The sequence below is a fragment of the Staphylococcus equorum genome (genome assembly GCF_029024965.1).
GTDB lineage: Bacteria > Bacillota > Bacilli > Staphylococcales > Staphylococcaceae > Staphylococcus > Staphylococcus equorum.
In genome coordinates this window covers 2601921-2614778 of sequence record NZ_CP118982.1, presented here as the reverse complement: position 1 = coordinate 2614778, position 12858 = coordinate 2601921, and the positions used below count along the sequence as shown (strand labels likewise).

Sequence of the window (12858 nt, the reverse complement as noted above, 5' to 3'; positions counted from 1 at the left end):
TACAAAAAGCGAACTTTCAACAGCTGAAAGTTCGCTTTTTGTATATTAAATTATGAACGGCCAGTTGCAATAAATAAACTCGCGTCTTTATTCATAAATATATTTTGACCTTCATAAAATGTGTGTGATTGGACATCCGTTAAGCCTAATTCAGTAAATAGTTGCTGGATATCCGTTTGTTCAAAGCCATTATAGACTTTTGGATGGTATACATTTTCATTCTTATTAAAATCAACAAGAACGAGCAGACCACCAGAATTTAATTTCGCACGTAATGCTGTTAATAACGCTTTGTAATCACCGCTGTGTAGTAATACTAAGGAAAGGAAAACTACATCATAGCTAGTATTAATCTGTGTTTCATCTGAAAGAATGTCACCTACATAAGCGTTAATATGTGTTTTACCTAGTTCAGAAATTTTGCTTTCAAACACCTCGATCATTTGAGACGCAGCATCCATCATTATGACTTCGTCAAAATGGTGCTCTATATTTAATGTTACTAGACCAGTGCCGCCACCATAATCTAATAACGACTGATACGAAGTGTTTTCGAATACCTTGTTTACCTCTGCTGCAATTGTATCAGCAAGATGTATTCTACTCGGGCCATCGTACTTTTTGGCAATTTGATCAAAACGGTCTTTATTCAAGTTAAAACTCCTTTGTTGAGTGAAATTATTAAAAAAATCATTCATTTATATAATAGTTATTATAGATATGTTAAGTCGTTAATAGAGTTTATCATAAGATGAAAAGTAGCACAATGCATATGATTTAAAGCAGCATATTTAATAATATGAGAATGTGTATAATCGAATCTTAGTTAGGTGAGCCTAAAGTATGATTGAGGGTATAGTAAAAATATGTTTTACTGGAGTCTATCAGTCATAATGAGGTGAAGTCATGAAGCGATTTTTAACAATGGCGCGTAGGCGTTTAGAAGGTTTAGATTTTAGTATGATTCTCTGTTTTATCATACTCGGTATTATAGGAGTAATGATGGTGTACAGTGCTAGTATGGTTTCTGCATCTAAGGGCGCATTAACAGGTGGCATACCTATTGAAAGTAATTATTTTATGAAAAGACAATTGCTTTTTTTGATTTTAGGTATAGTTATTATTATATTTATTGGTAGTTTTGTTAACATTAATGCTGTTAAAGAGCATAATGTACAGAAAATAATGGTGTTAGGTACATTGTTACTATTACTGATTACTGTGTTAATTGGTAAGGAAATAAACGGTTCCAAGAACTGGATTAATTTAGGTTTATTTAGTATTCAATCTTCAGAATTTTTAAAGCTAACCTCAATTTTTTATCTTTCTTATGTGATTAATCAACGTGTATCGAGTCGAAGGGATTATCAGTTGAAACATCTCATCCCACCACTAGGCATCATCGGTATTAGTCTATTACTTGTCTTAATGCAAGGGGACTTGGGCGGTACTTTATTAACAGTAGCGATTATTGCTTGCATACTTATTTATTCAGATTTAAAAAATAAGGTGAAAATTCAGATCATGGCAATTGCAGTGATTCCAATTGTATTTTATAGTATCTATACTTTGATTTTTGATGCTAAAAATATTTACAGATTAAGACGTATTCAAGTCATGCTTGACCCATTTAAATACGAAAAAGATGATGGGTATCAACTGACGAGTGCTTTAACAGCAATTGGAAATGGTGGATTTACTGGAAAAGGTCTAGGTAATGGCATTGCTAAACTAGGTTACTTACCAGAACCGCATACTGACTTTATTTTCACGGTTATTTCAGAAGAATTAGGTTTACTGGGTGTATTATTTATATTACTGATTTATGGCTTTATTTTAGTTAAAGGGCTTATATATGCAAATAAAACCACAAATCAATTTTATAAATTAATTTGCGTCGGTGTCGTAAGTTATTTATTTATGCAAGTGTTCATTAATTTAGCAGGAGTCTCGGGCATCATTCCTTTAACAGGGGTAACATTGCCGCTATTAAGCTATGGCGGATCATCTATATTGAGCATAAGTATCGCCTATGGAACGCTATTAGCAGTAGCTAGAAGAATTAATAACGAAAGGAAATTAAACTAAGTGAGAGACTATTTGAAAATGATTTTAATAAGTTTGTGCTTATTGATACTCATGATATGTATACATATAGATTTAACTGATCCATTAGATAATTTTATTTATCAATGGTTACATGGGACGATTAACTCTAACGGTGTCGTTGTATATCTTGATATAATTTCTAATATATTTCAGCCGTTGCATTGTTTACTCATGATATTGGTGATTTTAATACTTGTATTTATTTATAATCAATTTAAGTTTTGGTGGTATGGATTTTGGTGTTTCAGTGTTTTGTTGATAGGTACATTTTTTAAATATATTATTCAACGACCAAGACCTGATATTAGTATAGATGGCTATAGCTTTCCGAGTATGCACGTGTTAAGTGTCTGTCTACTGGTGAGTCTCATATTATTGTTGAAAAATAATAAATGGTTAACTATCATCTGCGTATTATTGGTCATTTCGATTATCATTTCCAGAATTTATCTACGTGCACACTTTTTTACAGATACAATAGGTAGCATACTCATTATAGGGATTATGCTCCAAGCTTTGAAAGTGGGTAACGCAACCTCAACTCAAAACAATAGGTGACATTACTATCCATGTATAAAAACACCTTAACAAAAATAAATTGTTATTGATATGCCCCCAAATTTAGGCTTAAAAAGCTAAATGTGAAGGGGGCATTTTTATATTGAAATACTATCAAAATGAATTGAAAAAAATAGATATAATAATATTAATATATTCAGTTTCATAACTATGAACGAATCAAAAAAATTAAAAGGCTTGTCTCCTACAAAAATAAGGAAACAAACCCTTTAAATTATATGGTAAAGCAAAGTACAGATTTTAAAATTTAGTACATATTAAGGTTTTTTGTATATTGTGACTAGCATGATTTGAAGTTTATTCTTCCATTACTTTATTTATAATTTCTGTCGCATTTAAATTTAGTATATTACTTGGTGTTACTTGGTCAATGTTATGATTGAACATCGTTTTTAATTTTTCTACTTCTTCTTTTTCACCAGCTAAGTAAAGTTGGTGCCAACCTTTTTTCTTAGCATTTTTTTCAATAGTAGCTACTAAACTTTTGAACCAACGTTCTTGATTAGCTTTCACACGTTCTTTATATTCATCTCTTTGCGCGCCGCCTTGAGTTAAATCATCACCTTGTGGTCCAGAATGTTCTCTCCAATCATTAATATCTAAATCTAGAGTGTAATAATCTTCGTCTACAATCGTACCAATTTCAGTTTCAATCACACGTGCTTTGTCTTGTTGTAAAACTAAAACACCCGTATAAGGATAGCTTTGTTGTAATGATTTTAGCTGATCTAATTTAGGTTTTGTATCCCATTTAAATTCTGTTTTTATAGAAATATTTACGTGCTTTTCGAACTTTAATGTCTCGTCGGCAGTCATAAACAAAATAAGACCTCTTTTTAAATTAGGTTCAGCGCCCTGTATTTCAGTTTCTACTTTATTGATAATGTCTTTTGCTTGGTTTTTTTCTTCATGATTGTCACTGCTTTTTGTTTTGTCTGATAAGTCTTTTAGGGCATTTTTTAATTCGATCTTCCACTTTGTCCCTTGTTCGGGACTAGTATCTAAATAAATTGAGAATACTTTCTGATTTCGTGACTTACCATCGAATTGTTCCAAGTTATTAATTTCTTCTTGTAAAAGCATTATATATCACCCTTCATAATTCTTACATACTATACATTTTACCTTTTTTATAGAAGTTAAACTTTATATATTGTCAGATTGTATTAGTAAATAAGTATAAATTATTAATAGTAATCTTTTAAAACAATAAAAGTTAATTTTAAGATTTTAAAAGTGTTTAAAAGCGTTTTCAAAGGGAAAAATAACTGTAATATTGGAAAATGTAAACTTAAATTGAAGATTCACATGAATAAAAGGGGGGACTATGTATGGCTACGCTACTATTTCTTGTAACGATACTTTTCATATTAGTCATTTATTTACTTGTTAAGCTAAAGTATACAAAGGATTTTAAAACTTCAAAAGGTAAGCGTCACAGAGAAAGACGAATTGAAGAGTTTGTACAAAGTGCCTATAAGATAGACAACTTAGAAGCGATACATCAAGGGCGTGCGCATCTCGAACTCATTTATAAACGTAAGACCGTAGATGTAAGAAAAGATCAAGTTATTTTTGTTGAAGATGAAGAACAAGAAAAGGTTGAAACGCAATTTAAAATGACAGATGACATGGTCAGAGATGAATTGTTCGATTTAATGTTAGAGAACACTTATTTTTATATAACTGAAAATCGATATAACAGTTTAATGATTAAGGCGAAAAATTAGTATCTTAATAAGTTGAAGTATTGGAAAGGGATGATTCGTATGCCACCTGTTGTGAAACCTTATACAAATGACTCGGCTTTAGTAGCGGATGTGAAGGCTTTAAAAGATAGAGGTATTGGTAGCCAAGATATATACGTGCTATCAAATGATAAAAATCGAACTGCAGAGGTTACTGAACAAATAAAAGTTACAGCAGTTGATTATAATGAAGTTGATATAGATGAAGATTTTGATTCAAAAGCTGAAGAATTAAAAGAAAAACTTAGCATATTAGGTGTGCCTTCTAGTGATGCAGAAACTTGTGATGCAGATATGAAAGAAGACAAGATAATTTTAATCGTTACTGATTTTAGAGTTAAAGGGCTGTTATAAATCGTGTAAAGGGTGGTATGTATTACCCTACTTAAAATTCATAATTTAACAAAACGCTTTGGTAAATTTTACGCTTTAGATGGTGTGAATTTAGAACTCAATGAGGGTGAAGTTTATGGTTTTATTGGACCAAACGGGGCTGGAAAATCGACGACAATTAAAGCAATATTAGGTATGTTGAAACCAACACAAGGTAATATTGAAATTTTTGACAAAAATGCGCTGAAAGATGCAGTCGCTGTGCATAAAGATCTCGCTTTTGTGCCTGGTGATGTCAATTTTTGGCCAAATTTAACCGGTGGAGAAATTATTGATTTCTTTCTCAGTCTTCATCCTAAAGCAAATCACACTAGAAAAAATGAATTAATTAAACGCTTTGAATTAGATACTAGTAAAAAATGTAGTGCTTATTCTACGGGAAACCGTCAGAAAGTAGCATTAATTACTGCGTTTAGTATTGATGCAAAATTATATATCTTAGATGAACCTACTTCTGGCCTTGACCCTTTAATGGAAGAAGTTTTTCAAGAATGCATAAAAGACATTAAAAACAATAACAAAAGTGTACTACTCTCGAGTCATATTTTAAGTGAAGTTGAAAAATTGTGCGATCGCGTAGGTATTATCCGTAAAGGGAAAATGATAACTTCTGGGACTTTAGACGAGATGCGTCATCTTACACGTATGCAATTCACCGTTGAAAGTGGACAGCAATTAGGAACGTTAACACAAGTGACGGGTGTGAATAATGTGAGGCAAGAAGACAACACATATTATTTTGAAGTCGATTCAGATAAAATTTCTGCTGTAATTGAATATCTAAGTCGCTTCGAAATTAAAAAATTGGAATCTATGCCACCAACACTAGAAGCAATATTTAAACGATATTATGAAGCCACAGATGAAGTAGGTGAATGATATGAAACAATCATTTTACCAAACCTCAAAGTTATTTTATTTTTATGTAAAAAGAAATAGTAAAAAAATGATTTTATGGGTGGTCTTATTAACTGCTTTAACGTTAATGATTCCACCTGCTTTTGAGTCGATGTACCCGAGCCAATCTAAGATGAGTCCTATTATTGAAATGTCAAAAAACCCTGCGATGCAAGCGATGCTCGGTCCAGCTGATTTTGAACATGTAAACATTGGTGTCCTTTTTACGCATGAAATGACTTTATTCACAGCAATAATGGTAGCAATTATGAATATTTTGATAGTATCTCGAGGTACGCGTGGCGATGAAGAAGACGGTAGAATAATCATACTGACTGCTTTGCCTATTGGTAAACAAGCACCATTGATGGGCCACCTACTTCAGACTTTATTACTTAATGTCAGTCTAATGATATTACTTACATTAGGTCTAACGTTGTTAAGCGTTGATGGTATAGATTTAGTTGGGGCATTTTTATATAGTTCGGCTTTAGGTGTATTTGGTATTATGTTTGCTGCATTGACCATGTTAGTTGCCCAATTTGTATCATCAAGTAGTGAAACAACCGGTGTGAGTATCGCGCTATTACTCATCATGTATTTGGTTAGGGCGTTTGGAGACGTAGCCAACGAGACGCTATCTATGTTTTCACCGATGGGCTGGCTGTCTAGAACGTATGCTTTTTCAGAAGATTATTGGTGGCCGGTGTGGTGCATTTTAGGCATTACAGTTATCTTTGTTATATCTGCCTTTGTGTTAAATGGTTTGCGTGATATTGAAGCTAAATTATTACCACAGAAAAAAGGCAAGCAACATGCGAAATCGTACATGAAATCTCCACTAGGTTTACAAATAAAATTACAAAAAATGAGTTTTATATATTTTGCTATTGGGTTATTTATACTTGGTTTATCATATGGCTCTATTTTTGGAAATTTAGACGACTTTTTTAAAGATAATCCATTATTACTGTCTATGTTAGAAAATCCAAATGGAGATTACATCAAACAATTTTTACCGCAATTAATGTTGGTGATGGCAATAATCAGTACGGTGCCTACACTGTTAGCTTTATTTAAAATAAAGAAAGCCATAGATAAAGAGTACGCGACGCTTGTATTAGCGAATCCGATTTCGCGTATCAAGTACTTATTGAGTTTTCTAATCATCAGTGTGGTGAATGCGGTAGTGATGATTTTTGTCGCAGGACTCGGTTTGTATGCTGGACAATTCTATTCAATGGATACGCCACTCGATTTTGACATGGTTATCCAATCAGCTATCGTCTATATACCAGCCATACTGAGTTTTGTTGGTATAGGAACTGTCGTAATTGGATGGGGCATAAAGTTAACGACTTTAGTCTATGCTTATCTTGCTTATACTTTTTTAGTGAATTATTTAGGTACTTTACTGAATGTGAAAGATTGGATGAAAGATATCACGCCATTTGAGCATATTCCAAGTCTGCCGATAGATGATTTTACAAGTGGGCCGATAATAACCCTTTTACTTATTTTCATTATACTGTGTGTCATAGGTGTGATCGGTTTTAACAGGAAAGATATATAATGACTATAATAAAAAATGATTTTGTATAACGGAAGAATTGTGATGTAAATTGAATATTATCGTTAAATAGAGTTGCCAAATTATTGGTAGCTCTATTTTGCTATATTACATATTATTTCATACTCGCTTGCCAAGGGCACAGCTACAGCCTGTATGTGTTCAATTCGGATTAAATTATTTAATGTGAGGCAGACGGCTACTACTTTCACTTTCTACATATAAAACATAGATTATTGCAAGAAAATAAAGTGTAATTTCACAATTTGATAACAATGAAAAATAATGAAAACGCATAATTCATTATCACTTATAAGGATGTATTATCAATTCAAATGATTTATTAAATATTTAAATATAGACTTTAATCATTTTTGCGTTATAATAGATTATAATAATTACAAATAGATAATTATTGTAAAGAAGAGCGAGTTAGTGGAGGTGCACTTAACATGAAACGTGTAGCATTATTATGTATGTCCTATGGTACGCCATATAAGGAAGAAGATATTTTACCTTACTATACGCATATCAGACATGGACACGGACCAAGCCATGAAGCATACATAGATTTGAAAGATAGATATGAATATATTGGTGGCGTATCACCTTTAGCAACAACGACGGAAAAACAAGCAGAAACATTATGTTATACACTTAACTCAATGACGAATGACATAAGCTATGAATTATATATAGGTTTGAAACATATACATCCATTCATTGAAGATGCGATAGATGACATTAGTGCGGAGGGTATTGATGAAATCGTCAGTGTAGTTTTAACACCACATTATTCTTCATTTTCAGTAGAAATGTATAACCAACGCGCATCTCAATATGCAAATGAGAAAAATATTAAAGTAACTACATTGGATCAATTTTATAAAGAAGAGAAATTTATCCAATATTGGGTTGATTCAGTAAATACACAATTGAATTTAATACCTGAAGAAGCGCATCAAAAAACAGCAATTATCGTTTCGGCTCATAGTCTTCCAGAAAAGATATTGGAACATAATGATCCTTATCCAAGTCAGCTTGAAGAAACAGCACAGTTAATCCAATCACGAATTGGACATAACCATGTTTTTAACGGTTGGCAATCTGAAGGTAATACTGGAGAACCTTGGATTGGACCAGATGTGCAAGATTTAACTCAAACATTACATGAACAATATGATTATCAAAACTTTATATACGTTCCATTAGGTTTTACATGTGAACATTTAGAAGTCTTATATGATAATGATTATGAATGTAAAAAAGTTTGCGATGATTTAGGTTGTAATTATTATAGAGCTGAAATGCCTGGCTCAAATCAACTGTTTATTGAAAGTATTGCAAATGCAGTCATCAATAATTATAAAGAAAAGAATCACTTAACTGCGGTAAATTAAAGGAGATAATATAATGAGTAAAAAACTAACAGGATTATTTGGTGCACCAGTAGGAGATAGAGAAAATAGTATGACAGCAGGTCCTAGAGGTCCGCTTTTAATGCAAGATATATATTTCATAGAACAAATGGCGCACTTCGATAGAGAAGTTATTCCGGAACGTCGTATGCATGCAAAAGGTTCTGGTGCGTTTGGTACATTTAAAGTAACAAATGATATTACACAGTACACTTGTGCAAGTATTTTTTCTGAAGTTGGAAAAGAAACTGAAATGTTCGCTCGTTTTTCAACAGTAGCAGGTGAACGTGGTGCAGCTGATGCAGAACGTGACATTCGTGGCTTTGCATTGAAATTTTATACGGACGAAGGTAACTGGGATTTAGTTGGTAACAATACACCAGTCTTCTTCTTCAGAGACCCTAAATTATTCGCAAGTTTAAACCATGTTGTTAAACGTAATCCAAAAACAAACATGAGAGATCCTCAAGCAAACTGGGATTTCTGGACATTATTACCAGAAGCGTTACATCAAATTACGATAGTGATGTCAGATCGTGGTATTCCTAAAGGTTTCAGAAATATGCATGGCTTTGGGTCTCACACATACTCTATGTACAATGATAAAGGCGAGCGTGTTTGGGTTAAATTCCACCACAGAACACAACAAGGTATAGAAAACTATTCACCTGAAGAAGCAGCACAAGTTATAGCAAATGACAGAGAGTCTTCTCAAAGAGATTTATTTGGAAACATTGAAGAAGGTAACTTCCCTAAATGGAAAATGTACATCCAAGTAATGACTGAAGAACAAGCACGCAACCATAAAGATAATCCATTTGATTTAACAAAAGTTTGGTATAAAGACGAATACCCATTAATCGAAGTAGGAGAGTTTGAATTAAACAGAAACCCTGAAAACTATTTCCAAGATGTTGAACAAGCAGCATTTGCACCAACAAACATCGTACCAGGGCTAGACTTTTCACCAGACAAAATGTTACAAGGCCGTTTATTCTCATATGGTGACACACAACGTTACAGACTTGGTGCTAACCATTGGCAAATTCCAGTAAACCAACCTAAAGGTGTAGGTGTTGAAAATATTTGTCCATTCAGTAGAGATGGTCAAATGAGAATTTTAGATAATAATCAAGGCGGTGGCACACACTATTATCCAAATAGTAACGGTGCGCTTGAAGACCAACCGCAATACAAAAAACCAGGCTTAGACATTCAAGGTCAAGCATTCGAATATGACTATCGTGAAGATGATGATAACTACTTTGAACAACCTGGTGAATTATTCCGTCGCATGTCACCTGATAAGCAACAAATATTATTTAATAATACGGCTAACGAAATGGGGCCAGTTACTGACCCACTTAAACACCGTCACATTAGACATTGTTATAAAGCAGATCCAGCTTACGGTCAAGGTGTAGCAGATGCTATGGGTATTGATATTAATACTGTAGACTTAGAAGTTGCAGACTAATTGAAAAGGTAGGTAATCGAATGATATTAGATAATATTAATCCAGAAGATTTATTTCCAACTGAGAAACAAGGTCCTTCCGTTTTAGGAAAAATGGAGTACCCTGTTCAAGGTGAAATCAAAGTATATGAGGCAGCTTATGTCGCAACAAATGAACGTCTTATTTTAAATGTTGATATGGATGGACAGTTTTACTATAGAAACATTAGATATGACGAAATTGAAAATATCGAATTAAATGATAATGTATTAACGATGCGCTTTAGCATTGGCACATTTTCATTAACAGATTTAAATAAAGATAATGCTGAAAAATTTGTTGCTTATGTAGAGCCTAAAAAATAGAATTAGCAATTTGATTTCAATAGATACTATGAATTATTATAAAACCCCTTCACAACCATTTAAATGGTTGTGAAGGGGTTTTTAATGTGTAAAACATTTGCTTTTCATAAGTTGTTTATAACGCAGTAAGACCGCCATCGATGACGAATTCAGAACCTGTAGAGTAACTCGCGTCATCTGAAGCTAAAAAGATGACCATATTAGATACTTCTTCTGTTAAAGCGATACGACGCATTGGAATAGTTTTCGCAAATTCTTCAACTGCTTCTTTAACGCCTTCTTGTTCAATCATAGGTGTTTGAATCACACCCGGATGTACTGAGTTTACACGTATATTATATGGTGAAAGATCACTTGAAGCAGCTTTCGTCATACCCCGAACTGCAAATTTTGTATCTGTGTAACCAATAGCACCACCGACAAGTCCATTCATAGAAGATATGTTAATAATTGAACCGTGTTGTTGTTCTTTCATAGTTGAAGCGACTGATTTTATACCTAAAAATACAGACACTTGATTGATGTTTACAATTTTCATATAACTTTCTAAACTGAGCTCTTCTAAAGGCGTGTTATAAGTAATGCCAGCATTGTTAACTAAGACGTCTATTTTGCCCCATTTATTGATTACCGTATCTACTACATTTTGCCAATCTGCTTCATTAGAAACATCATGTTTAATAAAAAGTGCACTTTCCCCAAGTTCTTGTGCAACCTCTTGACCGAGCGTTTCATTGATGTCAGTTATCGCGACTTTTGCACCTTCATTCAATACTTTTTCTGCGTGCATTTTCCCCATACCTTGTGCTGCCCCAGTAATAATTACAACTTTATTGTCTAATCTTTTCATAAATAACATCCTCCCAATTTCTATTTCTTATTATATAATTTAACAGTAAATACATTAAAAGTTAAATATTTAGGTTTAAGTATTTTACTGCTAAAGTAAATTTATATATACTATTGTTATATCAACATATATAGGAGGGATATCATGGAAAAGAATAATTTTTTCGAACTCATTCATACTGCTGAGTTATTTAACGATGCGACAATGACACTTTTTTTGAAACAATTTAATATGAATGTCAATATTTCACAAATTATTGCCTTATCTAAACTTAAGGAGCATGGAGCGCAAAAACCATCAGCGCTTGCGCAGTCCCTTGGCTATACTTCAGGAGCAATTACCGGTTTGACAAACAAACTCGTTAAAGAAGGTTACATAGTAAGGGAACACCAAGAAGAAGATAGACGTTCCATTTTAATTACTATTACTGCAAAGGGGTTGGATGTGTTAGAAGAGGCTCAAAAACAAGGTCAAGCAATGAGAAATGACATTTATTCAGTATTGAATGATGATGAAGTGACACAACTACTTAATATTCAGAAGAAACTTTATAGTCATGTAAAACAAATGAATAAATAACATTTTGTAAGTAACCCAATATAAAAAACGAAAGTGTGATTTAATGGCTAAACTAGAAGGTAAAGTAGCAATTGTGACAGGCGGTGCAGGAGGTATTGGCTCTGGAATTGTGAAGTCTTATGCTAAGGAACATGCTAAAGTAGTTATCGCTGATATTGCTGAAGAAAAAGGAAGATTATTGAGTGAAACATTGAATGATCAAGGATACGAAACATTATTTATTAAAACAGATTTAACAAATAAAGATTCTTTGCAAGCTTGTGTCGATACTACAATTGTAAACTATGGAAAAATTGACATATTGGTTAATAATGCACATGCATCTCGCATGAATTCTTTTTTAGATATTACAGAAGAAGATTTGAATTTATCTCTGAATACGGGGTTTTATGCGACATTTTATTTATGCCAAATGGTTATACCTTATTTGAAAGAAACAAAAGGTAATATTATAAACTTTGGTTCAGGTGCCGCTGTAAAAGGTGATAAGAATCAAGGTGCATATGTTGTAGCAAAAGAGGCGATACGTGGTATTACACGTGTGATAGCGAATGAATTTGGAGAATTTGGCATTAATGCAAATATCATATCGCCAATCGCTTATTCTGAAGGCGTTGATCAGTGGCGTAAAGATAACCCAGATTATTATGAAAAGGTCGTTCAAGGCATTCCGTTGCAAAAATTTGGAGATGTTGAAAATGATATTGGTCCAGTAGCAGTATTTTTAGGAAGCGAAGATGCACAATATATCACAGGACAAACGGTTATGGTAGATGGCGGTAGTATTAAATTATACTAATGATGTTAAAAGTATAACGAAGTATTTTTGTATCAATTGAGTTGAAATAAAATAATTTATTAACGAGAACGGGACAAAAAACAACTTTCAAATGT

14 protein-coding genes are annotated in these 12858 nt (G+C 33.0%); 11 read left to right on the top strand and 3 right to left on the bottom strand.

What is annotated here, in order from left to right:
- Positions 1 to 50: 50 nt before the first annotated feature.
- Positions 51 to 653: a class I SAM-dependent methyltransferase gene (locus PYW44_RS12745; RefSeq protein ID WP_002506136.1), complete on the bottom strand. Its 603-nt coding sequence runs from the start codon at positions 651 to 653 to the stop codon at positions 51 to 53.
- 253 nt (positions 654 to 906) lie between these two features.
- On the opposite strand from PYW44_RS12745, the gene PYW44_RS12740 reads away from it, so the two are divergent.
- Both PYW44_RS12740 and PYW44_RS12735 read left to right on the top strand, forming a co-directional pair.
- Entirely contained in the window at positions 907 to 2088 is a 1182-nt protein-coding gene (locus PYW44_RS12740) for an FtsW/RodA/SpoVE family cell cycle protein (RefSeq protein WP_002506135.1), read from the top strand.
- Between the two features lie 51 nt (positions 2089 to 2139).
- Positions 2140 to 2667: a phosphatase PAP2 family protein gene (locus PYW44_RS12735; RefSeq protein ID WP_233640670.1), complete on the top strand. Its 528-nt coding sequence runs from the start codon at positions 2140 to 2142 to the stop codon at positions 2665 to 2667.
- 318 nt (positions 2668 to 2985) lie between these two features.
- Here PYW44_RS12735 and PYW44_RS12730 read toward each other — a convergent pair whose 3' ends face one another.
- The gene (locus tag PYW44_RS12730) at positions 2986 to 3771 is read right to left on the bottom strand and encodes a VLRF1 family aeRF1-type release factor (RefSeq protein WP_021339934.1); all 786 of its coding nucleotides are present in this window, start codon (positions 3769 to 3771) and stop codon (positions 2986 to 2988) included.
- Between the two features lie 248 nt (positions 3772 to 4019).
- On the opposite strand from PYW44_RS12730, the gene PYW44_RS12725 reads away from it, so the two are divergent.
- The 7 genes from PYW44_RS12725 (at position 4020) to PYW44_RS12695 (ending at position 10535) form a co-directional block, all read left to right on the top strand.
- The gene (locus tag PYW44_RS12725) at positions 4020 to 4418 is read left to right on the top strand and encodes a hypothetical protein (RefSeq protein ID WP_002506132.1); all 399 of its coding nucleotides are present in this window, start codon (positions 4020 to 4022) and stop codon (positions 4416 to 4418) included.
- Between the two features lie 39 nt (positions 4419 to 4457).
- On the top strand, positions 4458 to 4790 hold the full coding sequence (locus tag PYW44_RS12720) for a general stress protein (protein WP_021339933.1): 333 nt from the start codon (positions 4458 to 4460) through the stop codon (positions 4788 to 4790).
- Positions 4791 to 4811: 21 nt separating this feature from the next.
- On the top strand, positions 4812 to 5708 hold the full coding sequence (locus PYW44_RS12715) for an ABC transporter ATP-binding protein (protein ID WP_002506130.1): 897 nt from the start codon (positions 4812 to 4814) through the stop codon (positions 5706 to 5708).
- A gap of 1 nt (position 5709) precedes the next feature.
- On the top strand, positions 5710 to 7299 hold the full coding sequence (locus PYW44_RS12710) for an ABC transporter permease (RefSeq protein WP_021339931.1): 1590 nt from the start codon (positions 5710 to 5712) through the stop codon (positions 7297 to 7299).
- Positions 7300 to 7748: 449 nt separating this feature from the next.
- Positions 7749 to 8696, top strand: coding sequence for a ferrochelatase (gene hemH / locus PYW44_RS12705; protein WP_021339930.1), 948 nt, complete (start codon positions 7749 to 7751; stop codon positions 8694 to 8696).
- Positions 8697 to 8709: 13 nt separating this feature from the next.
- Entirely contained in the window at positions 8710 to 10191 is a 1482-nt protein-coding gene (locus tag PYW44_RS12700) for a catalase (protein WP_002506127.1), read from the top strand.
- A 20-nt stretch (positions 10192 to 10211) separates the two neighbouring features.
- Positions 10212 to 10535 carry a PH domain-containing protein gene (locus PYW44_RS12695; RefSeq protein WP_002506126.1) on the top strand — a complete coding sequence of 108 codons (324 nt, stop codon included), beginning with the start codon at positions 10212 to 10214 and terminating at the stop codon, positions 10533 to 10535.
- Between the two features lie 115 nt (positions 10536 to 10650).
- Here PYW44_RS12695 and PYW44_RS12690 read toward each other — a convergent pair whose 3' ends face one another.
- The gene (locus PYW44_RS12690; RefSeq protein ID WP_021339929.1) at positions 10651 to 11385 is read right to left on the bottom strand and encodes a glucose 1-dehydrogenase; all 735 of its coding nucleotides are present in this window, start codon (positions 11383 to 11385) and stop codon (positions 10651 to 10653) included.
- A 144-nt stretch (positions 11386 to 11529) separates the two neighbouring features.
- On the opposite strand from PYW44_RS12690, the gene PYW44_RS12685 reads away from it, so the two are divergent.
- Both PYW44_RS12685 and PYW44_RS12680 read left to right on the top strand, forming a co-directional pair.
- Positions 11530 to 11964, top strand: a complete 435-nt coding sequence (locus PYW44_RS12685) for a MarR family winged helix-turn-helix transcriptional regulator (protein ID WP_002506124.1) — start codon at positions 11530 to 11532, stop codon at positions 11962 to 11964.
- Between the two features lie 43 nt (positions 11965 to 12007).
- Positions 12008 to 12763 carry an SDR family NAD(P)-dependent oxidoreductase gene (locus PYW44_RS12680; RefSeq protein WP_002506123.1) on the top strand — a complete coding sequence of 252 codons (756 nt, stop codon included), beginning with the start codon at positions 12008 to 12010 and terminating at the stop codon, positions 12761 to 12763.
- Positions 12764 to 12858: the final 95 nt, after the last annotated feature.